Annotated in this window: 24 protein-coding genes; 17 read left to right on the forward strand and 7 right to left on the reverse strand. The window is 68.6% G+C overall.

What is annotated here, in order from left to right; genetic code table 11:
* The first annotated feature begins 79 nt into the window (after positions 1 to 79).
* The 4 genes from Q0A34_RS05410 (at position 80) to Q0A34_RS05425 (ending at position 5,138) form a co-directional block, all read left to right on the forward strand.
* On the forward strand, positions 80 to 1,747 hold the full coding sequence (locus Q0A34_RS05410) for a cation:proton antiporter (RefSeq protein ID WP_291478988.1): 1,668 nt from the start codon (positions 80 to 82) through the stop codon (positions 1,745 to 1,747).
* Positions 1,748 to 1,753: 6 nt separating this feature from the next.
* The gene (locus tag Q0A34_RS05415; protein ID WP_291478989.1) at positions 1,754 to 2,953 is read left to right on the forward strand and encodes a cysteine desulfurase family protein; all 1,200 of its coding nucleotides are present in this window, start codon (positions 1,754 to 1,756) and stop codon (positions 2,951 to 2,953) included.
* Positions 2,954 to 3,072: 119 nt separating this feature from the next.
* Positions 3,073 to 4,179 carry a tRNA 2-thiouridine(34) synthase MnmA gene (gene mnmA / locus Q0A34_RS05420; protein WP_291478990.1) on the forward strand — a complete coding sequence of 369 codons (1,107 nt, stop codon included), beginning with the start codon at positions 3,073 to 3,075 and terminating at the stop codon, positions 4,177 to 4,179.
* A complete protein-coding gene (locus Q0A34_RS05425; protein WP_291478991.1) occupies positions 4,176 to 5,138 on the forward strand; it encodes a hypothetical protein in 963 nt (320 codons plus the stop codon). Before mnmA ends, Q0A34_RS05425 begins: the two co-directional genes overlap by 4 nt.
* Before the next feature lie 31 nt (positions 5,139 to 5,169).
* Here Q0A34_RS05425 and Q0A34_RS05430 read toward each other — a convergent pair whose 3' ends face one another.
* Both Q0A34_RS05430 and ligA read right to left on the reverse strand, forming a co-directional pair.
* Positions 5,170 to 5,505: an antibiotic biosynthesis monooxygenase gene (locus Q0A34_RS05430; RefSeq protein ID WP_291478992.1), complete on the reverse strand. Its 336-nt coding sequence runs from the start codon at positions 5,503 to 5,505 to the stop codon at positions 5,170 to 5,172.
* A gap of 99 nt (positions 5,506 to 5,604) precedes the next feature.
* Positions 5,605 to 7,707, reverse strand: coding sequence for an NAD-dependent DNA ligase LigA (ligA, locus tag Q0A34_RS05435; protein ID WP_291479011.1), 2,103 nt, complete (start codon positions 7,705 to 7,707; stop codon positions 5,605 to 5,607).
* A 351-nt stretch (positions 7,708 to 8,058) separates the two neighbouring features.
* Between ligA and Q0A34_RS05440 the strand changes: the two genes are divergently transcribed.
* The 3 genes from Q0A34_RS05440 to ilvA all read left to right on the forward strand — a co-directional run bounded on the left by Q0A34_RS05440 (position 8,059) and on the right by ilvA (position 10,606).
* On the forward strand, positions 8,059 to 8,181 hold the full coding sequence (locus Q0A34_RS05440) for a hypothetical protein (RefSeq protein ID WP_291478993.1): 123 nt from the start codon (positions 8,059 to 8,061) through the stop codon (positions 8,179 to 8,181).
* A 163-nt stretch (positions 8,182 to 8,344) separates the two neighbouring features.
* Positions 8,345 to 9,031 carry a 3'-5' exonuclease gene (locus tag Q0A34_RS05445; RefSeq protein WP_291478994.1) on the forward strand — a complete coding sequence of 229 codons (687 nt, stop codon included), beginning with the start codon at positions 8,345 to 8,347 and terminating at the stop codon, positions 9,029 to 9,031.
* A gap of 39 nt (positions 9,032 to 9,070) precedes the next feature.
* Positions 9,071 to 10,606 carry a threonine ammonia-lyase, biosynthetic gene (ilvA, locus tag Q0A34_RS05450; RefSeq protein WP_291478995.1) on the forward strand — a complete coding sequence of 512 codons (1,536 nt, stop codon included), beginning with the start codon at positions 9,071 to 9,073 and terminating at the stop codon, positions 10,604 to 10,606.
* 9 nt (positions 10,607 to 10,615) lie between these two features.
* On the opposite strand, the gene Q0A34_RS05455 is transcribed toward ilvA, so the two are convergent.
* Positions 10,616 to 11,275, reverse strand: a complete 660-nt coding sequence (locus Q0A34_RS05455) for an amino acid-binding ACT domain protein (protein ID WP_291478996.1) — start codon at positions 11,273 to 11,275, stop codon at positions 10,616 to 10,618.
* A 129-nt stretch (positions 11,276 to 11,404) separates the two neighbouring features.
* On the opposite strand from Q0A34_RS05455, the gene gatC reads away from it, so the two are divergent.
* The 5 genes from gatC to Q0A34_RS05480 all read left to right on the forward strand — a co-directional run bounded on the left by gatC (position 11,405) and on the right by Q0A34_RS05480 (position 16,480).
* Positions 11,405 to 11,710, forward strand: coding sequence for an Asp-tRNA(Asn)/Glu-tRNA(Gln) amidotransferase subunit GatC (gatC, locus tag Q0A34_RS05460; RefSeq protein WP_075813130.1), 306 nt, complete (start codon positions 11,405 to 11,407; stop codon positions 11,708 to 11,710).
* Positions 11,711 to 11,729: 19 nt separating this feature from the next.
* The gene (gene gatA / locus Q0A34_RS05465) at positions 11,730 to 13,238 is read left to right on the forward strand and encodes an Asp-tRNA(Asn)/Glu-tRNA(Gln) amidotransferase subunit GatA (RefSeq protein ID WP_291478997.1); all 1,509 of its coding nucleotides are present in this window, start codon (positions 11,730 to 11,732) and stop codon (positions 13,236 to 13,238) included.
* A 40-nt stretch (positions 13,239 to 13,278) separates the two neighbouring features.
* Positions 13,279 to 13,962: an NUDIX hydrolase gene (locus Q0A34_RS05470; protein ID WP_291478998.1), complete on the forward strand. Its 684-nt coding sequence runs from the start codon at positions 13,279 to 13,281 to the stop codon at positions 13,960 to 13,962.
* Between the two features lie 82 nt (positions 13,963 to 14,044).
* Positions 14,045 to 15,433: a DHA2 family efflux MFS transporter permease subunit gene (locus Q0A34_RS05475; RefSeq protein WP_291479012.1), complete on the forward strand. Its 1,389-nt coding sequence runs from the start codon at positions 14,045 to 14,047 to the stop codon at positions 15,431 to 15,433.
* A gap of 18 nt (positions 15,434 to 15,451) precedes the next feature.
* The gene (locus Q0A34_RS05480; RefSeq protein ID WP_291478999.1) at positions 15,452 to 16,480 is read left to right on the forward strand and encodes an ATP-dependent 6-phosphofructokinase; all 1,029 of its coding nucleotides are present in this window, start codon (positions 15,452 to 15,454) and stop codon (positions 16,478 to 16,480) included.
* Between the two features lie 22 nt (positions 16,481 to 16,502).
* Here Q0A34_RS05480 and Q0A34_RS05485 read toward each other — a convergent pair whose 3' ends face one another.
* Both Q0A34_RS05485 and Q0A34_RS05490 read right to left on the reverse strand, forming a co-directional pair.
* Entirely contained in the window at positions 16,503 to 16,976 is a 474-nt protein-coding gene (locus Q0A34_RS05485) for an SRPBCC domain-containing protein (RefSeq protein ID WP_291479000.1), read from the reverse strand.
* Positions 16,973 to 17,368 (reverse strand): metalloregulator ArsR/SmtB family transcription factor, encoded by a 396-nt coding sequence (locus Q0A34_RS05490; protein ID WP_291479001.1) that lies wholly within the window; start codon positions 17,366 to 17,368, stop codon positions 16,973 to 16,975. Before Q0A34_RS05490 ends, Q0A34_RS05485 begins: the two co-directional genes overlap by 4 nt.
* A gap of 214 nt (positions 17,369 to 17,582) precedes the next feature.
* On the opposite strand from Q0A34_RS05490, the gene Q0A34_RS05495 reads away from it, so the two are divergent.
* The 4 genes from Q0A34_RS05495 (at position 17,583) to pntB (ending at position 23,589) form a co-directional block, all read left to right on the forward strand.
* Positions 17,583 to 18,641 (forward strand): bile acid:sodium symporter family protein, encoded by a 1,059-nt coding sequence (locus Q0A34_RS05495; protein ID WP_291479002.1) that lies wholly within the window; start codon positions 17,583 to 17,585, stop codon positions 18,639 to 18,641.
* 11 nt (positions 18,642 to 18,652) lie between these two features.
* On the forward strand, positions 18,653 to 20,170 hold the full coding sequence (gatB, locus tag Q0A34_RS05500; RefSeq protein ID WP_291479003.1) for an Asp-tRNA(Asn)/Glu-tRNA(Gln) amidotransferase subunit GatB: 1,518 nt from the start codon (positions 18,653 to 18,655) through the stop codon (positions 20,168 to 20,170).
* 391 nt (positions 20,171 to 20,561) lie between these two features.
* The gene (locus Q0A34_RS05505) at positions 20,562 to 22,094 is read left to right on the forward strand and encodes a Re/Si-specific NAD(P)(+) transhydrogenase subunit alpha (protein ID WP_291479004.1); all 1,533 of its coding nucleotides are present in this window, start codon (positions 20,562 to 20,564) and stop codon (positions 22,092 to 22,094) included.
* A 1-nt stretch (position 22,095) separates the two neighbouring features.
* Positions 22,096 to 23,589, forward strand: coding sequence for a Re/Si-specific NAD(P)(+) transhydrogenase subunit beta (pntB, locus tag Q0A34_RS05510; RefSeq protein WP_291479005.1), 1,494 nt, complete (start codon positions 22,096 to 22,098; stop codon positions 23,587 to 23,589).
* Positions 23,590 to 23,619: 30 nt separating this feature from the next.
* Here the strand turns inward: pntB and Q0A34_RS05515 are convergent, their stop codons facing one another.
* On the reverse strand, positions 23,620 to 24,681 hold the full coding sequence (locus Q0A34_RS05515) for a glutathione S-transferase C-terminal domain-containing protein (RefSeq protein WP_291479006.1): 1,062 nt from the start codon (positions 24,679 to 24,681) through the stop codon (positions 23,620 to 23,622).
* A gap of 241 nt (positions 24,682 to 24,922) precedes the next feature.
* Here Q0A34_RS05515 and Q0A34_RS05520 point away from each other — a divergent pair, with 241 nt between their 5' ends.
* Entirely contained in the window at positions 24,923 to 26,278 is a 1,356-nt protein-coding gene (locus tag Q0A34_RS05520) for a DoxX family protein (RefSeq protein ID WP_291479007.1), read from the forward strand.
* 15 nt (positions 26,279 to 26,293) lie between these two features.
* Here the strand turns inward: Q0A34_RS05520 and Q0A34_RS05525 are convergent.
* Positions 26,294 to 26,728 (reverse strand): LysE family transporter (locus Q0A34_RS05525; RefSeq protein ID WP_291479008.1); only part of this gene is annotated, 435 nt, incomplete at its 5' end.

Below are 26,728 nucleotides of genomic sequence, written 5' to 3' on the forward strand. Positions count from 1 at the left end.
TCCTCATCGTGTCCCCGGACACCTCGGCGGCACCCTCCCAGAGACACACCGTGCCCACCTCCCGAAGGACAACACCGCCGTGACCACCCTCTTCGTCATCATGTTCCTGATGCTCGCGACGGTGCTGACCGTCGGCGTGGGGGACCGCATCGGCCTGCCCTGGCCGGTCCTTCTCCTGCTGGTCACCACGGCGGTGATGTTCATCCCCGGTACCCCGACGGTGTGGATCGAACCGGAGCTGATCCTCCCGCTCTTCCTGCCGCCCCTGCTGTGGGCACTGGCCCGCAGGACGTCCTGGGGCATGTTCCGGGACCAGTGGCGCACCATCCTCAGCCTGTCCGTGGGACTGGTGTTCACCACCGTCGCCGTGGTGACCGGGGTGACCATGCTGATCATCCCGGGAGTGGGCCTGGTGGCGGCCCTGGCCCTCGCCGCGGCGGTGGCGCCGCCGGACCCGGTGGCGGTGGAGGCGGTGGCGGAACCGGCCGGCATCCCCCGCAGGATCATCGGCTCCCTGCAGTCCGAGGGGCTCTTCAACGACGCAGCCTCGTTGGTGATCTTCAGCGCGGCGATCACAGCCGCCCAGTTCAACGACGACATCCACTGGTTCGAGGCCGGCGGCACCTTCGTGTACAGCGCCCTGGGGGCGGTGGTCCTTGGCTGGCTGATCGGTCGTGGCTCCGCGCTGGTCCTGGGGTGGCTGGACTCCCCGGTGGCCGGTAACGCCTTCACCTGGGTGCTGCCGTTCATGGTGTACCTCGCCGCCGAGGAGATCCACGTCTCCGGCGTGATCGCCGTGGTGGTGGCGGCGGTGGAGCTGACCTCCCGCACCGACGCCACCGCGGCGGACTCGCGGTTGACCGGGTCGGCGTTCTGGGAAGTCACCGAGCTGCTGGTCACCGGCCTGGCCTTCGGCCTGATGGGTATGAATGTCCGCGACGCGATCATCGACGACGACACCGACCACCTCAACCCCGTCTGGTGGGGACTGGTCATCTCCGTGGTGCTGGTCCTCGTCCGGTTCCTCTGGATGTGCTGGCTGCTGCGGGTCAACAGGACCCGACGGGGGAGGTACCGTGCACCGATCAGGTTCACCGACGTGATCCTGCTCAGCTGGTCGGGCATGCGGGGGCTGGTGACCTTCGCGCTGGTGCTGTCGTTGAACCCGGTGGACTTCCCGCTGCGCGACGAGTTCACCATCGTCGCCTTCGTCGTCCTGCTGTGCACGATGGTGATCCCGGGACTCACCCTGCCCGCACTGACGTCCTACCTGCGCAGGAACCACGGGCTGCAGGACCTCGAGGACAAGCAGACCGAGGAGGCGCTGGACGAGGCGTACCGGGCGGCCCTCGACGTCGTGCGGGCGCAGATGAGCGAGGGACTGTCACCTGAACAGGCGGCCCGGATCGAGGAACGCCTGGGGCTGGTGCGATCGGCCTCCGCCCTGGACGACAGCTCCGACGACAGTGCGGATGACGCGGCGGACGTGACACCCGGCGGCGCCGGCGGTGCTGACGGTGCCGACGGCTCCCTGGCAGAGCCGACCGAGGCGGAGATCATCCGCCGGCGCCGTGAACGAAGCCGGGCCCTGGGACGTAAGGCCCTGGAGGTCAGACGTGAGGCGATGTTCGCCGCCCAGCGCAGTCTCGCCGCCTCGAAGTCGAGGCGGGGAGTGGACCCTGAGGCGATCGGGGAGAAGATGCGCGAACTCGACCGCCGCCTGCTCGCCTACCCCGAGGAGAAGTGACCACCGTTGGCACCCGCGACGACCAGGATCTACGCCGACCATGCTGCGACGGCACCGCTGCGACCTGAGGCGGCCCGCGCGATGGAGGAGACCGGCCGGCTGCTCAACCCGGCAGGCCAGTACGCCTCCGGCCGCGACGCCAAGCGGGTGCTCGAGGACGCCCGTGAGCAGGTCGCGGAACTGCTCGGAGCGGACCGTGCCGAGGTGATCTTCACCGCCTCAGGCACGGAATCAGACAATCTCGCCGTCCAGGGACTGGCCTACGGGGCGAAGAAGACCCGCGGGCCGGCAGCGAGACGGATCCGTTCTGCGGTGACCGAGCATCCCGCCGTCGTGGAGACCGTCGACTGGCTCTGCGGCGACATCGCCGGCGGCGGCTCCCCGCAGTTCGAGCACGTCGCCCTGCCGGTGGACGACGCCGGCCGGGTGAAGGTCGGTCAGCCCGGTGGAGCCGGCGGGTTCGACGCCACCCGGGACGCTGTGGCGACGTGCATGTGGGCCAACAACGAGACCGGCAACCTCCAGCCGGTCCGTGAGCTCGCCGGGCAGGCCGCCGCGGCCGGAGTCCCGTTCCACGTCGACGCCGTCCAGGCCGTCGGCCACGTGCCTGTGGACTTCCGGTCGCTGGGCAGTGCGACCCTGGCGGCGAGCGCACACAAGTTCGGCGGGCCGAAGTCCATGGGGATCCTGCTGGCCCGACGCGACGCCGTACTGGTCAGCCCTCTGCGCGGTGGTGGTCAGGAGCGCGGGGTCCGTTCCGGCACGGCCAACCCCCAGGGGGCGGCGGGGACGGCCGCGGCCCTGGAAGCCGCCGTCGGCGAGATGGAACGGGAACAGTGTCGGCTGGACTCCCTCCGGGACCAGGTGTTGTCGGTCGTCAGGTCGATACCCCGGTCCCAGATCTACACCGACCCGGCAGGCGGGGCACTGGCCGGGCACGTCCACGTCTCCTTCCCCGGGGCCGAGGGCGACAGCCTGATCATGCTGCTGGACGTCGCCGGAGTGGACGCCTCGACCGGGTCGGCGTGTTCGGCGGGCGTGAACCGCGCGAGCCACGTGCTCACGGGGATGGGGGTGCCGGTCGACGTGGCCCGCGGCGCACTCCGCCTGACCTTCGGTACCGCCACCACCGCGCAGGACGTCGACCGGCTGTGCGCACTGTTGCCCGGGGTGGTCGAGCAGGCGCGGGCCGCGGGGATGGCGTGACCGGCTGGCGCCGTGGCGTCCCGGTTCCGACGTCCCGGTTCCGGCGTCCGGGTTCCACCACGCCCGGTGTAGGGTGAAGGGCTGACTGCAGGGCAACAGACGAGAGAAGGGAGAACACCATGCGGGTTGTCGCGGCGATGAGCGGAGGGGTGGACTCTTCCGTGGCGGCGGCACGGGCGCTCGAGGCGGGGCACGAGGTCGTCGGTGTCCACCTGGCGTTGAGCCAGTCACCGGAGGCCGTGCGCGCCGGTTCCCGGGGATGCTGTTCACTGGAGGATTCCGCCGACGCACGGCGGGTCTGCGACTCCCTCGGCATCCCGTTCTACGTCTGGGACTTCTCCGACCGGTTCAAGGCCGACGTCATCGACAACTTCGTGGAGTCCTACGAGATCGGCGAGACACCGAACCCCTGCCTGCGGTGCAACGAGAAGATCAAGTTCGAGGCACTGCTCGACCGCTCCGTCGCGCTGGGGTTCGACGCGGTGGTCACCGGCCACTACGCCCGGCTGCACGACGGGGTGATGCGGCGCGGCGTCGACGCCAACAAGGACCAGTCCTACGTGCTCGGCGTTCTCGACGACGAGCAGCTCGCGCACTGCATGTTCCCGGTCGGGGACACCGTGAAGCCAGACATCCGGGCCGAGGCCAAGGATCTCGGCATGGGGGTGGCGTCGAAGCCGGACAGCCACGACATCTGCTTCATCCCCGACGGCAACACACAGGCCTTCCTGGGCAGGCAGATCGGACTGCGTCCCGGGATGGTGAAGTCGGTGGAGGGGGAGACCCTCGCCGAACACGACGGCGTCTACGGGTTCACCATCGGGCAGCGCAAAGGGCTCGGGGTCGCCGGACCGGCGCCGGACGGTCAGCCCCGCTACGTCACCGACATCGACGCCTCCACCGGTACGGTCACCGTGGGTGGCCGCGACGACCTGCGCGTCGGCCACATCACGGCCGACCGGCTCAAGCGGCTCGACCCGGCGAAGCACGGCACCACCTTCGACTGCGAGGTCCAGGTCCGTGCCCACGGGGGCGTCGTCCCGGCGACGGCGACGTTGGGAGATGATTCCGTCGCCCTTGACCTCCACGAACCGCTGCGCGGCGTCGCCCGCGGTCAGGCGGCCGTGGTCTACCTCCCGGACGACGACGGCGACATCCTCCTCGGTTCGGGGACGATCTGCGCCACCGCCCCCTGGTCCGCCGAGGCCGAGGCGCAGACGGCGTGAACGGGGAGACCGGTGCCGCGGGCGGGGACAGTCGCTTCGCGTGGTGGGAGGACGTCCACACCGACCACAGGGACCTCCGGTCGGCCCTGGCGGCGGCGTCGCGGCGAACACGCGACGTGGACGAGGACGTCGGTGCCGTCCCCCCGCTGAGCCTGCCGCAGGCGGACCTGCTGCCGGTGACGGCCGCGACGGGCGTCCTCGTCGGAGGCCCCTACCTGCGCTCGCATGCGCGGGGTTGGGAGATCGCGCCCGGCAGGACGTTGGACGCCCGGCACTTCCTCGGCCGGCTCCACGAACTCACCGACATCGTCGCCGAGGTGATGCCGGGTACCGGGCGGCTGATGGTCCACGTGGCGGGCCCGTGGACCTTCGGTGCGTCGGTGGAGTACCGCGGTCACCCTCTGTGCTTCGACCGCCCGGCGTTCCGGGATGTGGCGCTGTCCCTCGGCGAGGGGGTCAGGGAGTTCTGCGACGCCGTCGGTGCCTCTGTGGTGCATGTTCACGAGCGTCGGCTCGAAGAGGTCGTCACCCGGCTGGAGGGCGCCACCGAGTTCGAGACGATGCAGGTGGACCGTGAGGTCGCGGTGAACGTCGAACGGCGCTTCATCGAACAGGTCCGTGGTGGGGCGCAGCGGTCGGTGGTCCTCGACAGCGGTGTCGCGTGGACCGACATCGCACACACCGGCGCCAACGCCTTCGTGGTCGACGAGTTGACCGACGAGGTGGCGGGGATGATCGACGCCGGCAACCAGGTGGCCTGGCGGGTCGACGACAGCCGCACCAGCGACGAGATCGCGCACCGGGTCATCCGGACATGGAGACAGTGGACCTTCGACACCGCCGTCCCTGAACCGCAGATCGACCTGGTCGCCGTCGGTGACGGTGTCCTGACACCGACGGCGGCCGCCGAGCTGGCGCGGACCGTGCGCGGGGCCGCAGCACTGCTGCACCGCAACTGAGCGGGGCCGTTCGCCGGCCCGGCCCCGCCGGCTACTCGGAGGAGGCGCCCTCTGCGACCGCCTGAAGGTCCACGACCTCGAACTCGAGGAGTGAGGCCCCGGTGGCCACCGGCTTCCGGGCCCCGCCACCGTCCGGGCCACGGTGGGCCTCCTTCGCCGGGCCGTCCGCCCAGGCCCGGAAGTCCTCTTCGGTGGCCCACGTCGTGACGACGAAGTAGCGGTTCTCACCCGCGGTGGGACGCAGCAGCTGGAAGCCCTCGAAACCGGGGGACCCGTCGACGCTGTGAGCCCTGGCGGCGAAGCGGGCCTCCAGCTCGGGGCCTGCGCCCTCGGGAACGTCGATGGCGTTGATCTTCACGACGGACATAAAACTCCTGACGGTGGTGGGGGACGGGGAAAGCAGTGACAGCGAGCCTACCGTGGACCACGGGGCGATGGTGGGGGACGGGGAGACGGCGGAGCGGCGTCAGGACACCGCGTCCGGCCCCTCGGCGAGCAGCGTCGTGAAACCGGCCTCGTCGAGGACCGGGACCCCCAGTTCCTCAGCCTTCGCCAGCTTCGAGCCGGCCTTCTCCCCGGCCACCAGGAAGTCGGTCTTCCGGGAGACCGAGCCGGAGGCCTTCCCTCCGCGGGACTCCACGGCCTCCTTGGCCTCGGTGCGGTCGAAGGTCTCCAGGGAACCGGTGACAACCACGGTCAACCCCGCCAGGGTCTGCTCCGGCAGGTCGGACGCCTCCACGATCTGCTCCATCCGCACGCCGGCGGCGGCCCAGGCGTCGACGATCTCCCGGTGCCAGTCCACCGCGAACCAGTCCTTGACCGACTGCGCGATGGTCTCCCCGACGCCGTCGATCGCGGCCATCTCCTCCACCGAGGCCTCGCTGATCACCGGGACGGACTGCAGGCGGGCGGCCAGTGCCTTGGCCGCCGTTGGCCCGACATGCCGGATCGACAATGCCGTGATCACCCGCCACAGGTCGACCCTCTTGGCCTCCTCGAGGTTGGCGAGCAGGACCTCACCCTGCTTGTTCAGGTTCCCCGCCTTGGTGGTGTAGGCGCTGGTGGTGGCCAGGGTCTCGGGGGTGAGCGAGAAGAGGTGGCCCTCGTCGGGGAGCACCCCGGAGGCGATGAGGTCGTGGGCGGCGCGCTCGCCGAGGGCGTCGATGTCGAATGCGCCGCGCCCGGCGAGGTAGTTCAGCCGGTTCTGCAGTTGGCCGGGGCAGTACCTGGTGTTGGGGCAACGCCAGTCGGCGTCGCCCTCGCGGGTGGGGGACAGCGGGGTGCCGCACTCCGGGCAGAGCGACGGGTAGACGTACTCGCGCTCCTCCCCGGTGCGGGCGCTCTCCACGGGGCCGAGCACCTCGGGGATGACCTCGCCGGCCTTGCGGATCATCGCACGGTCACCGAGACGGACTCCCTTGCGGTGGGCCTCGGTGGCGTTGTGCAGGGTCGCCATGGTCACCGTGGACCCGGCGACGTAGGTCGGTGTCATCACCGCGTAGGGGGTGGCCCGTCCGGTGCGTCCGATTCCCACCCGGATGGACTCCACCGTGGTCACCGCCTCTTCCGGGGGGTACTTGTAGGCGATGGCCCAGCGAGGGGCCCGGCTGGTGGCGCCCAGGTTGCGTTGTTCGGTGACGTCGTCGACCTTCACCACCAGTCCGTCCATCTCGTGTGCGGCGTCGTGGCGGTGTTCACCCCAGTAGGTGACGGCGTCGATGACCTCCTCGGGGGAGTGGACCTGCCGGGTGTACGGGCTGACGGGCAGCCCCCACGCCTCGATCGCCCGGTAGCCGTCGTGCTGGCTGGCGGGATCGAAGCCCTCCCTGGCGCCGATTCCGTGGCAGATCAGGCGGAGCGGCCGCTTTGCGGTCTCCTCGGGGTTCTTCTGCCGCATCGCCCCGGCGGCGGCGTTGCGGGGGTTGGCGAACATCTTCTTGCCCTCGGCCTGCCGGTCGGCGTTCATCGTCGCGAAGTCCTCGACGGTGATGAAGATCTCGCCCCTGATCTCCACCAGGGAGGGGACGGGAAACTCCGGGGTGCCGGTGAGCGACTCGGGGATGTCGTCGAGTGTCCGGGCGTTGTGGGTGACGTCCTCCCCGGTGATCCCGTCGCCGCGGGTGAGGGCGAGGGAGAGCCGGCCGTCTACGTAGAGGAGGTTGATGGACGCTCCGTCGATCTTCAGCTCCGTGAGGTATGTGGGGGCGGGGGTCCGGGTGAGCCACTCGCGCATGTCCTCGAGGCTGAAGACGTTGTCGAGGCTGAGCATCTGTTCGCGGTGGTCGACATTGCGGAACGGCGAGTTCTCCGGTGACGGCGCGACCTCCTGGGTGGGACTGGGTCCCTGGACGGCGTCGGGGTGGGCGGCCTCGAGGTCCTGGAGCTCACGCATGAGAGCGTCGAAGTCGGCGTCGGAGATCTCCGGTGTCCCGTAGTAGTAGAGCTCCCGGTGCCGACGGACCTCAGCGGCCAGACGGGTCCAACGCTCCGCCGGCGTCCCTGGCGGCGTCTCTGAGGAGGGCTCGGGGGAAGTCTCGGGCGAAGTCTCAGGGGAAGTCTCGGGCGAAATCTCAGTCACCGTCGCCAGTGTAGTGAGCCGGACGTCGTGAAGGGTGCAGGACGGGGCACTGTGTGATGGTTCTGTCGGTATGTGAGTGACTGCTCACAGTGGCCGGGCGTGTTGTGATGTGCACCACCGGGTGCGGGGGTGCCGCTGTCTGCGGCGGACATAACTAGATTGTGTCCGGAAACCCTTGTGAACTGCGGTGACCTTGAGAATGTGATGCGTTTATCGGGGTGGGCGAGGCGTGGAGGGGGTAGATCGGTTCACCGGACGAAATCTAGCGTTGGAGACGTCAGAGAGAACCCCTCGCAGACCAGCGAACAGATCAGATGGCTGCATTTCAGAAAGGACGATCACATGTTCAACCTGCTCAGCCGTGAAGAGATCAACGAGTTGACCGCCGGCGCCAACTACTTCCTCTTCGGTGACGACGAGGCCATCGCCGTCGACACTCCGGAGCACGACGACTTCCTCGTCTAGTCCGGTCACGTTCCGGCTGGCCCTGTCGAGGCCGCTCCTCCCCGGAGACTCGTCGCCCGGGCACCCCGTCGCACCGACGGGCGTGCCCGGGCGACTGTGTGCCGGTGGGGGTCCCGGACAGCCCGCGGCATTCATGTCCGGTGGGCGTTATAGAGTGGCTCCCATGACGACCGCCGCGCACTTCGACCCGACTCATCTCCTCAGTTTCGACCTGGAGACCACCGGTACGGACCCGTTCACCGCCCGCATCGTGACCAGTGCACTGATCTCCATCAAGGGCCGCCAGCGTGACGACCTGGAGATGCTCGCCGACCCGGGCATCCCGATCCCCGAGGGGGCGTCGAAGGTCCACGGCATCACCACGGAGTACGCCCGGGAGCACGGGCGTCCCCATGACGAGGTCCTGGCGGAGACCATCGAACGCATCCGGGCCGGGTGGCGCGACGGTGCCACGTTGATCGTCTACAACGCGGCGTACGACCTCACCGTGCTGCGGAGTCTGGAACCCACGTTCACCGTGGACGGTCCGGTCGTCGACCCCCTGGTCATCGACAAGGCCAAGGATCCGTACCGCAAGGGCAAGCGGCAGCTGGAGCCGGTGTGCGCCCACTGGGGGGTGACGCTGGACAACGCACACGAGGCCACCGCGGACGCCCTCGCTGCGGCGCGGGTCGCGTGGAAACTCGCCCGGGCCTACCCCGAGCTCACCGAGGTCACCGCCGATGAACTGATGCTCAGTCAGGCTACCTGGCACTACGAGTCGCAGTCGGGGCTGAAGAAGTACTTCGAGGACAAGGGGCAGTCCGATCGTGCCGCGACGGTGAACACCTCCTGGCCGTTGCAGTCCTAGTGGGCCGGCGGGGCCGGCCGTTCAGTACGATTGACCACCATGGCTAACTCCGCGACGAAGACCTCGGCAGAATACCTCCGCGACATCGTTGCCGCACCGGTCTACCGGGCGGCCAGGCACACACCCCTGGACACCATGACCGCCCTGTCGGAGAAGACGGGCAACCGGGTGCTGGTCAAGCGTGAGGACCTCCAGCCGGTGCACAGTTTCAAGCTGCGCGGCGCCTTCAACAGGATGTCCCAGCTCACCGGTTGCGCCGGTGTGATCACCGCCTCTGCGGGAAACCACGCCCAGGGCGTGGCACTGTCCGGTAGGGAACTGGGGATCCGCTCGGTGATCGTGATGCCGGTGACCACACCGTCGATCAAGGTGGATGCCGTGCGCGGGTTCGGCGGTGAGGTCGTCCTCCACGGCGAGAACTTCGACGCCGCGCAGGGCAAGGCGAAGGAACTCGCGGAGAGTGAGGGGCTGGTCTACGTGCCGCCCTTCGACAACGAGGCCGTCATCGCCGGGCAGGGCACCATAGGCCTGGAGATCTTCCAGGCGGGACCGGTCGACCGTGTCTTCGTGCCCGTCGGCGGCGGCGGCCTCGCCGCCGGCGTCGCCGTCCTGCTGAAGGAACTGAACCCGCAGATCCAGGTCATCGGTGTCGAACCGGAGGAGTCCGCGTGTCTCACCGCGGCACTCTGGGCCGGGGAGCCGGTGGAACTGACCCATGTCAGCCTTTTCGCTGAGGGAGTGGCCGTGCGCAGGATCGGTGCCGAGACCTTCCGCCTGTGCCGGGAGTACCTCGACGAGGTGGTGACCGTCAGCTCCGACGAGATCAGCGCAGCGGTGAAGGACCTGTTCGACGACACCCGTGCGATCGCCGAACCCGCCGGCGCCGTGTCGCTGGCGGGGTTGAAGAAGTACGCCGCCGCCCACGACATCCAGGACGAGACGCTGGTGAACATCCTCTCCGGGGCGAACGTGAACTTCCACACCCTGCGGTACATCTCAGAACGGGCCGAACTCGGCGAGGGCGGGGAGGCGATCTTCGCCGTCACCATCCCGGAGGAACAGGGGGCCTTCCTGAAGTTCTGCGAGGTCCTCAACGGTCGCATGGTCACCGAGTTCAACTACCGGGTCGGTGAGCGGGGGGACGACCGGCGTGCCCGGATCTTCGTCGGTGTCCAGCTCAAGGAGGGGGCGACAGAACGCGCGGCGATCGCGGACGCTCTGGCCGGTGCCGGTTACGAGGTGGTCGACCTCTCCGACGACGAGATCGCCAAGGAGCACATCCGGTACATGATCGGCGGCGTACCGCCGGCCTTCGTGGACGAGCGGATGTTCTCCTTCGAGTTCCCGGAGCACCCCGGCGCCCTGGTGCACTTCCTCGACGTGCTCGGGACGACCTGGAACATCACGGCGTTCCACTACCGCAGCCAGGGCATGGACTACGGCCGCATCCTCGCGGCCTTCGAGGACGCCCGCTCCGAGGACTTCGAGGCACACCTCAGTGAACTCGGGTACCCCTTCACCGAAGTCACGGACAACCCCTCCTACCAGCTGTTCCTCGCCCCGGCTGGGGAGTAGGGCGGTGAGTCAGCTCAGCAGGGCGCCGAGGATCTGCCCGACTTCCCCGAGGTGCTCGATCTCGGAGAGCAGGAAGTCCGGCCCGCCGGGGCGGCCGAGGATCAGGATGTAGTCCGTGCCCGGCAGGGGGGTGGCCGCCAGTGCGGAGTCCATCACCGTCCAACTCGACGGCACCCAGGCGTCACGGTCGGTCAGCGCACGTGGTTCGGAGACGGGGGTCTCGGTCAGTACCCGGCCGTCGTCCTCGGGCGCGGAGGCGGACGCGGCGACTCGGCGGGTGTTCTCGCCGGACTCCAGGATCACCGCCCACTGCACCGACATGGACTTCGGGAGCGCGTCGATCAGCTTCTGGAGACTGTCGACGGCGCGGTGCCGGTGCCGGGCGAGCTCGGCGAGCAGGCTGATCTGGCCACGCCGGTCGACCGTCCCGGAGAAGGGACGGATTGAGTCGACGTAGACGCCGTCGACCTCCTGTGCCGCGCTGATCAGGGCGTCGGCCAGACGGCCCGGGGGAAGGTCGACGACGACATCGTCGACGACGGTGCCGTCAGGGTCGTGTTCGACGACGTCCACGCTGCGGATGTCTGCGTCGATGGTCCCCATGGTTGCCGCGATGAGCCCGAGGGTTCCGGGGACATCGGGGAGACGGACGCGCATCAGATAGGACAAGGTGTACCTCAGCGTAGATGGGACGGTGGACGCCCCGATTGTAGCGAACCGGGGTGAGCGTACGTCCGACCCAGCGTCCTACTAGAGTGGTCGGGGTAAACCCAGCGAACACGAAAAGGGGACCCACCTGTGTCCGAGATCTCCCGTGACGAGGTCGCGCACCTCGCCAGGCTCTCCCGCCTCGACCTGACCGAGGACGAGCTCACCCACTACGCAGCGCAGATCGACGGCATCGTGGAGACGGTCGCCGCCGTCCGCGAGGTCGACACCGCCGGTGTCGAGCCGCTGAGTCACCCGACCCAGAACGTCGACGGCGCCGTGTCGGTGATGCGTGAGGACGTCCCCCAGGAGTCCCTCACCGCCGAGCAGGCGCTCGACCAGGCGCCGAAGCAGGCACAGCAGCGTTTCCAGGTTCCCCGGATCCTGGGCGAGTAGAGGGCGAGACGACAGCGAAATGAGTGAAGTGAACAGCACCACCTACACCGTCGGTACCCGGGATGACTCGAACCTGACGACCTGGACCGCCGCGGAACTCGCGGAGAAGATCCACTCGGGCGACGTCAGCTCCGTCGACGCCACCCGGGCGCACCTCGACCGGATCGCCGCCGTCGACGGGGACGTGCACGCGTTCCTCCACGTGGGGGAGAAGGAGGCCATCGCCGCCGCCGAGCAGGCCGACAAGGACATCGCCGCGGGCACCGTCGCCTCCGCCCTCGCCGGCGTGCCGCTGGCACTCAAGGACGTCTTCGTCACCACCGACGCGCCGACGACCTGTGCGTCGAAGATGCTCGAGGGCTACATGAGCCCTTACGACGCCACGGTGACCCGCCGCATCCGCGAGGCCGGAATCCCGATCCTGGGCAAGACGAACATGGACGAGTTCGCGATGGGCTCGTCCACGGAGAACTCCGCCTACGGTCCCACGCACAACCCCTGGGACCTCTCGCGGACCGCCGGCGGCTCCGGCGGCGGCTCCTCCGCGGCACTCGCGGCCGGCATGGCGCCGCTGGCGATCGGTACCGACACCGGTGGATCGATCCGTCAGCCCGCCGCGCTGACCAACACCGTCGGTGTGAAGCCCACCTACGGCACCGTCTCCCGCTACGGACTCGTCGCCTGCGCCTCCTCGCTGGACCAGGGCGGTCCGACAGGGCGTACCGTGCTCGACACGGCCCTGCTGCACGAGGTCATCGCCGGGCATGACCCGCAGGACTCCACGTCCTCCGCACGTCCCGTCGCCCCCGTCGTCGAGGCCGCACGCCGGGGTGCCGACGGTGACCTCTCCGGGGTGACCGTCGGTGTGGTCAAGCAGCTGGAGACCGTCCAGGGCCTGCAGGCCGGCGTCCGGGATAGCTACCGCGCCTCGCTGGAGCAGCTCGAGGCACAGGGGGCCACGATCGTGGAGGTCGACTGCCCCAGCTTCGAGTACGCGTTGAACGCCTACTACCTCATCCTGCCCTGCGAGGTCAGTTCGAACCTGGCCCGCTTCGACGGTATGCGGTACGGCAGGCGTCAGCTCGACGACGGACACCACTCGGCCGACCAGGTCATGTCCGCCACCCGGGCCGCCGGCTTCGGCCCGGAGGTCAAGCGCCGCATCATCCTGGGCACCTACGCGCTCTCGGTGGGCTACTACGACGCCTACTACCTGCAGGCGCAGCGGGTGCGTAACCTCATCGCGCAGGACTTCGCCAAGGCCTTCGCCGAGGTCGACGTCCTCGTCTCCCCGGTGACACCCACCACGGCCTTCGAGCTGGGGGAGAAGGCGGACGACCCGCTGGCGATGTACCTCTTCGACCTGTGCACCCTGCCGCTGAACCTCGCCGGGGTGTGCGGCATGTCCGTGCCGGGACCGCTGTCCACCGACACCGGGCTTCCGGTCGGCCTGCAGATCATGGGCCCGGCCCACGGAGACGACCGGCTCTACCGTGTCGGCGCCGCCTTCGAGGCGGGCCGGCGTTAGCTCCGGAGGGCCTCCGGGAAACAGGCGTACCCTGGTCGGCATGACCCAACAGGCACTGCACGGTGACGGGTGGGCGGTCGGCCTCGACGGCGCCCGACGGTGGGGCACGCTCGGCGCGGCGGGCCTCTTCCTCACCACACGGGAACGCGGCACGACGCTCCTGCTCGTCCAGCACCGGGCGAGCTGGACGAACTTCGGCGGTACGTGGGGTATCCCGGGTGGGGCCGTGGAGCCGGGGGAGTCGGCGGTGGACGCCGCACTGCGGGAGACTCAGGAGGAGACCGGGGTCGACCCGGCCGACGTCCGGGTCGCCGATCACCTGGTGACCGCGCGCGCCGAACTCTCCCACGTCCTGGTCCGCGTTCCTCTCGCACCTGAGGACATGGACCTGGCCGCCCCGGTGACCGAGGCGGTGGAACGGGGTTCCTCCCTGCTTGAGGCGGTGAGGGCGCACCGGGTCACCCACCCGGAGACCGGCTACCCGTTGACGGTGACGATGGGCGGGCAGCTGTGCTGGGAAACCCCCGACGACACCGTCGGGGAGTGGACCTACACCACGGTGCTGGGCACGTGCGATGATCCGCTGGAGCTCTTCCCGTCCGCGGAGAGTGCGGACCTCGCCTGGTGCCCGCTCGACGAGGTGGCGGAGCTGCCGTTGATCCCGCCGTTCCGGGAGGCGCTTCCGGACCTGAGCGAGCGGATCGAGGGGCAGTCGCAGGACTGACATTCCGCCGGGCTTCGTGGCAGACTGGTCCGACGTGACCGAATCGAACATCCCGGCGAGTCCGGACCGGCGGTACCCCACGATGCCGCTGCCGGCGAAGGACGCCTGGCCCGCACTCTTCGCACTGTGCACCGGCTTCTTCATGATCCTGCTCGACCAGACGATCGTGGCGGTGGCGACGCCGGTGTTCCAGCGCCAGCTCCACGCCGACTACAACCAGGTCATCTGGGTCACCTCGGTCTACCTGCTCACCTTCGCGGTACCGTTGTTGGTGACAGGTCGACTCGGGGACCGTTTCGGCCCACGCAACGTCTACGTCGTCGGAATGGCGGTGTTCACCGCGTCGTCGCTGTGGTGCGGACTGGCCGGCAGTGTGGAGGAGCTGATCGTCGCCCGTGGTGTCCAGGGGTTGGGGGCGGCCCTGCTGACCCCGCAGACCATGGCGGTGATCAACCGCATCTTTCCCAGGGACAGGCGGGGTTCTGCGCTGGGGGTGTGGGGAGCCACCGCCGGGCTGTCGACATTGTGCGGCCCGTTGCTCGGTGGACTGATCACCGGCACCGTCGGCTGGGAGTGGGTCTTCTTCATCAACGTGCCGATCGGTGTGGTCTCCGTCGTCGCGGTGCTCAGGTGGGTCCCGCGGTTCCCGCCGGCGGCCCGGCGCATCGACCCGTGGTCCATCGTCCTGTCCGTGGCGGCGGTCTTCCTGCTCGTGTTCGGGCTCCAGGAGGGGGAGACCATGGACTGGGCGTGGTGGATCTGGGCGATGATCGGGATCTCCCTCGTGCTCTTCGCCATGTTCGTCCGGCAGCAGGTGGTCGCCGAGGGCCGTGGCCGTGACCCGTTGATGCCGTTGAGCCTGTTCCGGGTGCGCAACTTCTCCCTGGGCAACGTCGGTATCGTGGCCATGGGCTTCACCGTGGCCAGTGTGCCGCTTCCCTTCACCCTGTACTACCAGCAGGTCCATGGACTGACTCCGCTGGAGGCCGGGATCATGCTCGTGCCGCAGGCCGCGACGTCACTGGTGCTCTCACCCGTCGTGGGCCGGATGACGGACAGGTACAGTTCCCGCGGACTCGGCGCCTCCGGCTTCGCGGTGATGGCACTGTCCATCGCCGGGATGACGGCGGTCATGGCCTCCGGGGTGCACCACTACTGGACGATCGCCCCACTGGTCGGCCTGGGTGTGGGTAACGCCCTGGTGTGGGCGCCGAACTCGGCGTCGACGATGCGTGATCTGCGGATGGACCAGATGGGTGCCGGGTCCGGAGTCTACAACCAGACCCGGCAGCTCGGCTCCGTCCTCGGTGTCGCGGCCGTCGGAGCGATGATGCAGTGGAGGCTGACCGTGGACGACCCCGGAACCGCGTTCGGGGTGGCGGTCCTCGTCCCGGCCGCGATGATGGTCGTGGGTGTCACCGCGTCACTGATGTCCACCAACAACCTGCACCGGTCGCAGCCGGGGAGGTAGCTGACTAGGATCGTGGCCATGCGTATCGCAACCTTGACCAGTGGAGGGGACTGCCCCGGACTCAACGCCGTCATCCGGGGTGTCGTCCGTACGGCGGCAGGCCGTGGAGCGACCGTCGTCGGCTACGAGGACGGTTGGCAGGGGCTGGTGGAGGACCGCAGGGTCCAGCTGTACGACGACGAGGACATCGACCGTATCCTTATCCGCGGCGGCACGATCCTGGGGACCGGACGGCTGAAGACGTCCACCTTCAAGCAGTCGGTCGACCTGGTCAAGGAGAACCTGGCGGACGCCGGCATCGACGTGCTCATCGCCATCGGCGGGGAAGGCACGCTCAAGGGGGCGCAGTGGCTGCACCAGAACGGTGTGCCGGTCATCGGGGTGCCCAAGACCATCGACAACGACGTCAACGCCACCGACTACACCTTCGGTTTCGACACGGCGGTGGCGGTGGCCACCGACGCCATCGACCGGCTGCACACCACCGCCGAGTCGCACAACCGCGTGATGATCGTCCAGGTGATGGGGCGCCACGTGGGGTGGATCGCCCTGCACGCCGGCATGGCCGGCGGGGCCCACGACATCCTGATCCCCGAGGTCCCCTTCGACATCGACGAGGTGTGCAAGCGCATGTCCCGGCGGTTCGAGCTGGGGGAGAAGTACGGTATCATCGTCGTCGCCGAGGGTGCGGTGCCCAAGGAGGGGACGTTCGACATCGGTGAGCGTGACATCGACCAGTTCGGACACCAGAAGTTCGACGACATCGGGGCGAAGATCGCCCGCGAGATCGAGAACAGGCTGGACACCGACGTACGGTCCACCGTGCTCGGACACATCCAACGTGGCGGCACACCCACCGCCTTCGACCGGGTGCTGGCGACCCGGTACGCCGTGCACGCCACCAAGGCGGCGCTGCGGGGGGAGACGGGTCAGGTCGTGGCCCTGCACGGGGAGCGGATCGAACTGGTGTCCTTCGACGACGCCGTCGGTCACCTCAAGGTCGTGCCGCAGCAGCGCATCGACTCTGTCGGTGCGCTGATCGGCTGAGGTCCCGGAGGCTGTCACCGGGTCACCGGAGGGGCGCCCCCTCCAGGTGGCTGCCGAGGTTGGTCAGTGCCTGGTCCCACCCGTCGTGGACGTGGTCGTCGCCGGGGTGTCCGGCGATGCCGCGGAGGTGGAAGACCAGTTCCGTGTCCTGCCCGTCTGGTCCGGCATCGGTGAACGTGAGACTGACCACCGGCGCGGAGTCCACCGGTGCGTCCGGGTCGCCCCAGGTGAACACGAGTCGTTCCGTGGGCGTGATCTCCAGGTACTCGCCACCGGTGGGGTACTCCTCACCGGTGCTGTCGTTGACCATCGTGTAGGCGTACCGTCCGCCGACACGGAGGTCGACCGACACCGAGTTCGTCGAGACCCCGAAGGGTGCGAACCACGCGGCGAGTTCCTTCTTCTCGGTCCACGCCCGCCAGACGAGTTCGCGTGGCGCCCGGAACGTGCGGGTGATCGTGAATTCCGGTGTGGTGGGTGATGCGTGGTCGTTCATTGTTCCTGCTCCTTGGTGTGGTGCGGTGGTGGGGGATCGGCGTCGCGCCGTTCCTTCATGGTGTCGAGGTGCGCGTCCAGCGCGTCGAACCTGCGGTCCCAGTACTCTCGCTGTTCCTCGATCCACCGGGCAGCCTCGTCGAGAGCCTGCTGGCGGAGCGAGATGGTCCTCCACTGGGCGTTCGCGGTCCGGGTGATCAGCCGGGCACGTTCGAGAACCCTCAGGTGCCGGGAGATCGCGGGGGCGCTCACGGGGAAAGGTGCGGCGAGGTCGCCCACACTGCTCGGTCCGGCGGTGAGCCGTTCGAGTATCTGGCGGCGGGTGGGGTCCGCGAGTGCGGCGAACACCAGGGTGAGTGGTTCGGTGTCGGTGTCGGCCGTGACATCCTCCATATAACCAACTCCTTAATTAGTGGGTCCGTTAAGTATAGGTGGGTGTGTCACGCGTCACAAGGGCGGCGTCGGATCCTCACCCTCGGCGCAACCGGACGTCACGGCGGTTGTACTGTGATCCTCACCGTCAGAATTCACCACCGTGCCTGGACGTGACCCGCTCCCCAGGTGCGGCAGCAGACCGTCTTCCCAGACCGACTCCCCGGAAAGCCCCATGTCCTCCTCGTCCCCGCAGCCCCACCGTCCCGAAACGCCCGACCACCCTGAGCGCCCTGTCCCCGACGCTCCCGTCAGCTCGGCGCAGGACCGTAGCGCCTACATCGCCTCACTCGGCTTCCCTCTGCTGGTGATCCTCGGCGGTACCGTCGGATTCCTCGGCGGCGGGGACCTGTCGGCCGCCACCTCGGGCTGGACCAACTGGCTGCTGGGCCTGATCATGTTCGGCATGGGTCTCACACTCAGGCCCCGTGACTTCGTGCTCGTCGTCAGGCGGCCGCTGCCGGTGGTCATCGGTGTCGTCGCACAGTTCGTGATCATGCCGTTGGCCGCCCTTCTCGTGGTGTGGGTGCTGGGACTGCCCTCGGCGATCGCGGCCGGCGTGGTTCTCGTCGGGTGCGCGCCGGGCGGCACCGCGTCCAACGTCGTCTCCTACCTGGCCCGTGGGGATCTGGCCCTGTCGGTGGCGATGACCTCGGTGTCCACCCTGCTTGCGCCGCTGCTGACCCCCCTTCTTACCCTGTGGCTGGCAGGGCAGTACATGCCGCTCGACGGCGGTTCCATGGCGCTGTCGATCGTCCAGGTCGTGCTGGTCCCGGTGGTGGCGGGGCTGGTGTTCAGGTTCTTCCTGCCGACGCTGATCGAACGGGTTCTGCCGGCGCTTCCCTGGGTCTCCGTTATCGCGATCGCCGCCGTCGTGGCGATTGTCGTCTCCGGGAACCGTGACAACCTGCTCGAGGCGGGCCTGCTCGTCCTGGTCGCCGTGATGCTCCACAACACTCTCGGACTGGCGCTCGGCTACGGTGCCGGCCTGGTGACCGGTCAGCCGGTGAGGGTGTGCCGCACCATGGCCATCGAGGTCGGGATGCAGAACTCCGGGCTGGCGGCAGGTCTCGCCGCCCAGCACATGGAACCGATGTCGGCCCTGCCGGGGGCGATCTTCTCGGTGTGGCACAACCTCTCCGGGGCGGTCTTCGCCGCCCTGTGCCGTGCCTCGGACAGCAGAGCCGCCCGCAGAGCCGACCGCCCCAGCGACGCGGCGCAGACCATCCACTAGACTGATTCACCATGACTGCCGTGGTGAACGATTTCTCCGATGATGTGATGGACTACGACGAGGTGCTCGAGCGCTTCGACCCCGTGATGGGGATGGAGGTCCACGTTGAACTGGCGACGCGGACGAAGATGTTCTCCGCCTCCTCCGCGGAGTTCGGTGACGCGCCGAACACCAACGTCGACCCCTGCAGCCTCGGGCTCCCCGGGGCTCTGCCGGTGGTCAACCGGCAGGGCGTGGAATGGGCCATCAAGATCGGTCTCGCGCTGAACTGCGAGATCGCCCCGTACTCCCGCTTCGCCCGGAAGAACTACTTCTACCCGGACCAGCCGAAGAACTACCAGATCTCCCAGTACGACGAGCCGATCGCACATGACGGCTACCTGGACATCGTCCTCGACGACGGCACCCCGTGGCGGATCGAGATCGAGCGAGCCCACATGGAGGAGGACACCGGCAAACTCACCCACCTCGGTGGCGCCACCGGTCGTATCCACGGCGCCACGGCGTCCCTGGTGGACTGCAACCGTGCCGGCATTCCCCTGATCGAGATCGTCACCAAGCCGATCGAAGGGGCGGGGGAGCGGGCCCCGGAGATCGCCCGTGCCTACGTCACCGCGTTGCGCGACCTGGTCAAGGCGCTCGGGGTCTCCGACGCCCGCATGGACCAGGGGTCCATGCGCGTCGACTCGAACCTGTCGCTGCGGCAGGTCGGGGCCACGGAATTCGGCACCCGCACGGAGACCAAGAACATCAACTCGCTGAAGTCGGTGGAGCAGGCCGTGCGCTTCGAGATGCAGCGCCAGGCCGCCTGCATCGTCAATGACGTGGAGATCATCCAGGAGACCCGCCACTACCAGGAGGCCGACGGGACCACCTCTCGTGGCCGGGTCAAGGAGACCATGGCGGACTACCGCTACTTCAACGACCCCGACCTGCCCCCGGTGCTGGCGCCGGCGGAGTGGGTCGAGGAGATCCGCGGGACGCTGCCTGAGATGCCCTGGATCCGCCGGGCCCGTATCCAGGAGGAGTGGGGGCTCAAGGACGAGGAGATGCGTGACCTCGTCAACGCCGGAGCACTCGACCTGATCATCGCCACCGTCGAGGCCGGGGCCACCCCGGCCGAGGCGCGCAGCTGGTGGGTCGCCTACCTGTCGCAGAAGGCGAAGGAGGAGGGCGTCGACCTCGACGGGCTGCAGATCACTCCGGGCCAGGTCGCTCGGGTCTCCGCGCTGGTGAAGGAGGGTAAGCTGACCAACAAGCTCGCCCGTAAGGCGGTCGACGGTGTCCTCGCCGGCGAAGGCGACGTAGACGAGGTCGTCGCGGCGCGCGGCCTCGAGGTCGTCCGGGACGACGGCGCCATCGAGAAGGCCGTGGACGACGCTCTCGCGGCGAACCCGGACATCGTGGAGAAGTACCGGGCCGGGAACAAGAAGGTCACCGGAGCCATCGTCGGTGAGGTCATGAAGGCCACCCGCGGAAAGGCCGATCCGGCACAGGTGAACAAGCTCATCGCCACCAAGCTGGGCTGACCTGCCCCGGTTCGGCCCGGTCCGTCCACGGTCCGTCCCTCGACCCGCAGTCGGGTCGAGGGACGGGCCGTTTTTCGTCACGGGGCAGCGAATGTTAGCCCGACTGATGTTTCTTCGGGGTGAGAAACGGAAAATCAGGGCGCGAGAGCGGAGTCGGGGGTGGGGATTCCGCCATTTCGGGGGTGAATCGGGGGAGCCGCGCGGAAGATCCGGACAATATTCCGGAACTCCTGTTGGCGAGTCACCTACATGTGCATAATAAACCGGACGTAAACATACGTGTACCCAATGACAGGGTTGACGTCCGGACACGCATGGAGCCGCCCGCCACCTTACGGGAGGACTCCCCGTGGTTCCGGAGTGATCGACCACGCACCAGAGGAGCCCTCCGTTGCTCATAGGTATCCCCCGGGAACCGCAAACCTTGGTCTCTGCGACGCCTGACACCGTCGGCAAGCTGATCAAGCTCGGCTACGACGTGGCCGTCCAGGCCGGCGCAGGTGACCAGGCGAACTTCCCCGACAGTCAGTTCGAGGCTGCGGGCGCCACGATCGTCGGTGAGGACGTATGGTCCTCCGACATCGTCACCACTCTCGACACCCCGTCCGCCGACCAGCGGGCCGCACTGAAGTCCGGTGCGATGCTGGTCTCCCGACTCGCACCTGCCCGCAACGATGAGCTCGTCGCCGAACTGGCGGACAAGAACGTCACCGCGATCGCGATGGACACCGTTCCCCGGATCAGCCGTGCACAGTCCATGGACGTGCTCAGCTCCCAGGCGAACATCGCCGGTTACCGTGCGGTCATCGAGGCGGCGAACACCTTCGGACGTCTGTTCACCGGACAGGTCACCGCGGCCGGCAAGGTCCCGCCGGCGACCGTCTACGTGATCGGCACCGGTGTCGCCGGCCTGGCGGCCATCGGCACGGCGAACTCGATGGGCGCGGTGGTCAAGGCCACCGACTTGCGCCCCGAGACCGCTGAGCAGGTCGAGTCGATGGGTGCGGAGTTCGTGGCCATCCCCACCGCCTCGGAGAAGTCCGATGACGGGTACGCCAAGGAGATGACCCAGGACCAGGCGGCCGCCGCTGCGAAGCTCTACGCCGAGCAGTCCGCCGCCGCCGACATCGTCATCACCACGGCCAACATCCCGGGCCGTACCTCGCCGGTGCTGCTCACGGCGGCGGACGTGGCGAAGATGAAGCCCGGCTCTGTCATCGTGGACATGGCCGCCGCCAACGGCGGCAACTGCGAGCTCACTGTGCCCGGTGAGGTGACCACCACCGACAACGGTGTGAAGATCATCGGCTACACCGACCTCGCCGGCCGCCTGCCGGCACAGTCCTCGCAGCTCTACGGCCAGAACGTGGTCAACCTGCTCAAGCTGCTCACCCCGGGCAAGGACGGTCAGGCGGTGCTCGATCTCGAGGACGAGATCGTGCGTGGCATCACCGTGACCAAGGCCGTCGAGGGCGGTTCGTCCGCCGACGTCCTGTGGCCGCCGCCGCCGGTGAAGGTCTCCGCGGCGCCCGCGCCGGCACCGAAGGCCGAGGAGGCGGCTGTCGAGGAGGAGGCTCCCGCGAAGTCCTCCCTGCCGTGGAAGCTGCTCGCCGGGGTGCTGGGCATCGCCCTGGTGCTCGCCAGCCCGATGGCGGTCGCCGACGAGTACATGGTCCTGATGCTGGCCGTCGTGGTCGGTTTCTACGTGATCACCGCGGTGACCCACAAGCTGCACACCCCGCTGATGAGTGAGACCAACGCCATCTCGGGCATCATCCTGGTCGGTGCGATACTCCAGGTCGGCTCGTCCAACATCGCCGTGGCCGTCCTGGCGTTCTTCGCCATTGTCGTCGCCTCGATCAACATCTTCGGTGGCTTCTTCGTCACCAGGCGCATGCTCACCATGTTCGAGGGAGGCAACTGACATGAACCAGCTGATTCTCGCAGCCGGCTCGTCCGTCAATGACGGCGTGCTGGACCCCACCGTCCTGGAGTGGACGGAGAAGGTCACCAACCTGGCCTACATCGTGGCCGCCCTGCTGTTCATCCTGGCACTTGCCGGACTGGCCAAGCAGCAGACGGCGTCCCGCGGCAACCGGTTCGGCATGGCGGGTATGACGATCGCCCTGATCGCCACCGTCGTCAAGGCCGTCGTCGCCTCGGAGAACGACCCCGAGGCCTACCGGAGCGGTTTCGTCACCCTGCTGCTCGTCGCCGTCGCGATGCTCGTCGGTGCCGCCATCGGCATCCCGCGGGCCCGCAAGGTGGAGATGACCGGCATGCCCGAGCTCATCGCCATGCTCCACAGCTTCGTGGGTCTGGCCGCCGTGCTCATCGGCGTCAACTCCTTCATCGAGAAGTCCGGCTCGGACGAGGCCGTCGCAGGCTTCAACCTCGGTGAGATCTACCTCGGCATCTTCATCGGTGCGGTGACCCTCACCGGGTCCATCGTGGCCTACCTGAAGCTCTCGGGGAAGATCAGCGGCTCTCCGCTGGTGCTGCCCGCCCGCAACCTGCTCAACATCCTGGTCATCGTCGTCTCCCTGGTCGGTATGGGCGTGTTCATCGCCGCCGGCGTCGACAACCCGGCGCTGTCCTGGACGATCCTGGGCGTGATGCTGGTGCTGTCGCTGGCGCTGGGCGTGCACCTCGTCGCCGCCATCGGCGGTGGCGACATGCCCGTGGTCGTCTCGATGCTCAACTCCTACTCGGGCTGGGCCGCGGCCGCCGCCGGTTTCATGCTGGCGAACCCGCTGCTGATCATCACCGGTTCGCTGGTCGGTTCGTCCGGTGCCTACCTGTCCTACGTCATGTGCAAGGCGATGAACCGTTCCTTCATCTCCGTGATCCTCGGCGGTTTCGGCTCCGAGTCCGCCGCGGCCGGGGACCAGGACTACGGCGAGCACACCGAGGTCTCCGCGGAGGAGACCGCCGAGCTGCTCAAGGGTGCCAAGTCCGTCATGATCACCCCGGGCTACGGCATGGCCGTGGCGCAGGCGCAGTACCCGGTCGCCTCCCTGGTGGAGAAGCTGCGCGGCCAGGGCGTGGACGTCACCTTCGGCATCCACCCGGTGGCGGGCCGTCTGCCCGGCCACATGAACGTGCTCCTGGCCGAGGCCAAGGTGCCCTACGACATCGTCCTGGAACTCGACGAGGTCAACGACGACTTCGGTGACGTGGACGTGGTGCTGGTCATCGGTGCCAACGACACCGTCAACCCGATCGCCGAGGAACCCGGTTCGCCGATCGCCGGCATGCCGGTGCTCAAGGTGTGGGAGGCAGACAAGGTCGTCGTCTTCAAGCGTTCGATGGGCTCGGGGTACGCCGGCGTGCAGAACCCGCTGTTCTTCAACGAGAACACCGACATGCTGCTCGGCGACGCCAAGCAGTCCGTCGAGGCCATCACCGCCGCACTGTAGACCCCGCGGGGCCGGGAGGCCCCGCGAAGCCTACGCCCCGTCGCCGGGCCGGACGTCCTCCGGTCGCGGAGCGGCGGGGGCGGTGCCGTCTCCGAAAGGTGAGCCGCCGAGCCGCTCCCTGCCGTGGACGGAGAGGAACCCCGCCGGGTCAGGCCCCACAGCCACGACCCCGGTGGGGTTCACGTCTGTGTGGACGATGTAGTAGTGGTCCTTGATCTGACCGAAGTTGGTGGTGTCCCCGAAACCGGGGGTCTGGAAGAGATCCCGCAGGTAGCCCCAGAGGTTCGGCCTGCTGGAGATCGTGTACCGGTTGCACTTGAAGTGCCCGTGGTAGACCATGTCGAAACGCACGAGGGTGACGAAGAGGTAGATGTCGGCCAGCGTGATGTGCTCTCCCACCAGATAGCGCTGTCCGCCGAGACGTTCCTCGAGCATGTCGAGGGTGTCGAAGAGTTCGCTGAAGGCCTTCTCATAGGCTGACTGTGAACCGGCGAAACCGCACTTGTAGACGCCGTTGTTCACGGTGCGGAACACCCGGTCGGCGATACTGTCGATCTCTTCCCGGAGTCCGACGGGGTAGAGGTCCGGCGCTCCGTCGCGGTGCAACGGCGTCCACTCGGTGACGAAGTCGCGGACCATCGTCCGGAAGTCGTTGGTGACGACCGCCCTGGACTCGACGTCGACCAGGGCGGGGACCGTGATCCCCTTGGGGTAGTCGGCGTAGCGGTGCAGGTAGCAGTCCCGTAGTCGACCGACGCCCAGCACCGGGTCGACGGAGTCGGGATCCAGGTCGAAGGTCCACGACTTCCAGTCGTGGGTGGGGCCGGCGAGTCCCAGGGACAGCGGCGCGGGCCGGCCCGGGTCGTCCGCGCCGTCGAGCCCCGTGAGCCGACGGACGATCACCGCGCGGTGCGCCCAGGGGCAGGCGCGCGCTGCGACCAGACGGTAGCGTCCGGCCTCGACGGGCCAGGGGGACCCCTGGCCTGACGCGGTCGTCCTCGGGTCGAATCCGGACGGGTCGGCGACCACACGGTCGTCGATGTAGTTCATGTCCCTGTTGAAGCCTTCGGCGCCGCTGGCGACGTAGCCCATGGTGACCTCCTGGTGTCTCTGTCTGGAGTCTGTGTCTGTTGTCTCTGCCATGACTGTCACGGCTGCCGTGCCTGTCGTGGTCCCTGGTTCAGGTGGGGTGCGACATACCGTGTTCCTACGCGGTCGCGCCCGGGTTCTAGCCTAGGCTTGACCCACGTATCCATGCGGAAACGAGCACACAGACCAGCACGAGATCTGGCGCCAGAGGTCACCACGCCGGCGGCGCAGAAGGTGGGAGACCATGGGATTGTTTGACCGGAAGGCGGACAAGGCGGACAAGGCGGACAAGGCCGGCAAGGACGACAAGGTTGACGAGTCGGTCACGTCGGGCGACGTCGGTTCGACGGCGGCGGCCGGCCGGGTGGACCACGGTGACGACGACCTGTTCGACGCCATCGACTCGGTGGACGGTATCGATGTCCCGGATGTGACCCGGCCTCTGTCCGTGCCGCAGCAGGACGGGCGGCGGGACGAACCCGGGGAGGTCGCGGGGGAGGCGTCGTCCGGGAACACTTCTGTCGTCCCGCCGGACCGCGGTTCCGCGGGGCAGACCGGCTCCGCTGCTCCGTCGGACGACACGGAGACGGCTGACGCTGCCGGCTCCGCCGACGCCGAGGCCGACGAGGCGGGGGCCGCGAAACCGAAGCGGGACATCTACGCGATGTCCGGCCGGGCGCGCCCGCAGCGCATCGAGCCCCGCGCGGCGGAGCCGGTGAAGTCCCCGGAGCCGTCCGACGACGCCCGCACGGAGGTCTTCGGTGCCGCTGCCGCCGACCCCGCCTACGGCGCGACCGGTGACGAGGACCAGAACCAGACCCTCGCCTTCGGCGGGTCGGCGGCCGCCGCTGGGGCGGGTCGCACCGTCCGCGGCGCGGATGACGCGGACTACGCGCAGGTGTCGCCGGCGGCGTCCGGTGAGACCGCGGACTCGCCGGAGACCTCCGTCTTCGCGGCAGGTGTAGCCGGTGAAGGAGCGGAGCCGCGTACGCTGCAGGACGACAGCGCGGCGTACTCCCCGGTGTCGCCGGTCTCCCCGGAGGGCCCTGCCGCCGATGCCGCAGGTGGTGCTGTGGTGGAGGACCCGCGGAGGGGGACCCTGGACTTCGGCCTGTTCATCCTGCGCGTCGTGATCGGTGCGATGCTCGTGGTCCGTGGTCTGCAGACGTTGTTCGCCTTCGGTGGGGACCCGGGAATCAGCGCCTTCGAGCAGATGCTGTCGGCCTACAACTTCGCCGACATCCTCGCGGTCGCCGTGCCGGTCGCGCAGATCGTGGCCGGTGGACTGCTGGTCTTCGGGCTGCTCACCCCGGTGGGGAGCGCACTGACGGTCGCGGTGGCGGGTTTCCTCGCGCTGCACAACATGTCGATCTGGGATTCAGGCTACTGGCCCTACACCCTCAGCCCCCAGGTGCAGTTCTGGGGTCTGACGGGCCTGGCCGGCCTGGTGCTGACGTTCACGGGCCCGGGCCGCTACTCCGCGGACGTCTCGCGCGGGTGGGCCACCCGCCCGCTGGCCTCGGCCTGGGTGTTCTCGGTCGTCGGGTTGGTCGGTGCCGCCGGGCTGTGGCTGGCCGTCGGTGGCGGAAACCCGTTCTGACCCGTTCCGGTCCGGTCAGCCCAGGGCGAGGCGTGCGGCCATGCCGATCATCAGCAGGCCGATCCCCAGGTTGATCCAGCGCCACACCCGTGGGCTGGAGAGGGGACGGCTGAGCAGGCGGGCGCCGTAGCCGACGGCCAGGAAGAACAGTGTGGAGGCGACCAGCGCACCGGTGGTGAAGACCCACCGTCCGGTGTCGTCGTACTGGTTGGCCATCGTCCCGAAGACGACGATGCCGTCGACGTAGGCCGCCGGGTTGAGGAAGGTCACCGCCAGAGCGGTCGGCAGGGCCGCGAAGGCGGGGTGGTGGACTGACAGGCGCTGACGGGGCGCCCGGACATCGCGTCGGGGCAGGGTGCGGGTCGCCGTGGCGACCTGGCCGCCGGTGTCGGGGACGGGGGTGTCGCCCGCCAGTGAGGACCCCGTGGAACCGTAGGGGGAACCGTGGTC

Source organism: Corynebacterium sp., from assembly GCF_022712195.1.
Classification (GTDB): domain Bacteria; phylum Actinomycetota; class Actinomycetes; order Mycobacteriales; family Mycobacteriaceae; genus Corynebacterium.

Excerpts from the sequence above, each read along its gene's own strand:
- gatA (WP_291478997.1), top strand. The coding sequence starts at position 11,730 with ATGAGTGAAGTGAACAGCACCACCTACACCGTCGGTACCCGGGATGAC.
- Q0A34_RS05490 (WP_291479001.1), bottom strand. The coding sequence starts at position 17,368 with ATGGAGGATGTCACGGCCGACACCGACACCGAACCACTCACCCTGGTG.
- mnmA (WP_291478990.1), top strand. The coding sequence starts at position 3,073 with ATGCGGGTTGTCGCGGCGATGAGCGGAGGGGTGGACTCTTCCGTGGCG.
- Q0A34_RS05475 (WP_291479012.1), top strand. The coding sequence starts at position 14,045 with ATGCCGCTGCCGGCGAAGGACGCCTGGCCCGCACTCTTCGCACTGTGC.
- pntB (WP_291479005.1), top strand. The coding sequence starts at position 22,096 with ATGAACCAGCTGATTCTCGCAGCCGGCTCGTCCGTCAATGACGGCGTG.
- ilvA (WP_291478995.1), top strand. The coding sequence starts at position 9,071 with ATGGCTAACTCCGCGACGAAGACCTCGGCAGAATACCTCCGCGACATC.
- Q0A34_RS05480 (WP_291478999.1), top strand. The coding sequence starts at position 15,452 with ATGCGTATCGCAACCTTGACCAGTGGAGGGGACTGCCCCGGACTCAAC.
- gatB (WP_291479003.1), top strand. The coding sequence starts at position 18,653 with ATGACTGCCGTGGTGAACGATTTCTCCGATGATGTGATGGACTACGAC.
- Q0A34_RS05470 (WP_291478998.1), top strand. The coding sequence starts at position 13,279 with ATGACCCAACAGGCACTGCACGGTGACGGGTGGGCGGTCGGCCTCGAC.
- Q0A34_RS05515 (WP_291479006.1), bottom strand. The coding sequence starts at position 24,681 with ATGGGCTACGTCGCCAGCGGCGCCGAAGGCTTCAACAGGGACATGAAC.
- Q0A34_RS05445 (WP_291478994.1), top strand. The coding sequence starts at position 8,345 with ATGACGACCGCCGCGCACTTCGACCCGACTCATCTCCTCAGTTTCGAC.
- Q0A34_RS05520 (WP_291479007.1), top strand. The coding sequence starts at position 24,923 with ATGGGATTGTTTGACCGGAAGGCGGACAAGGCGGACAAGGCGGACAAG.
- Q0A34_RS05430 (WP_291478992.1), bottom strand. The coding sequence starts at position 5,505 with ATGTCCGTCGTGAAGATCAACGCCATCGACGTTCCCGAGGGCGCAGGC.
- Q0A34_RS05440 (WP_291478993.1), top strand. The coding sequence starts at position 8,059 with ATGTTCAACCTGCTCAGCCGTGAAGAGATCAACGAGTTGACCGCCGGC.
- Q0A34_RS05495 (WP_291479002.1), top strand. The coding sequence starts at position 17,583 with ATGTCCTCCTCGTCCCCGCAGCCCCACCGTCCCGAAACGCCCGACCAC.
- Q0A34_RS05485 (WP_291479000.1), bottom strand. The coding sequence starts at position 16,976 with ATGAACGACCACGCATCACCCACCACACCGGAATTCACGATCACCCGC.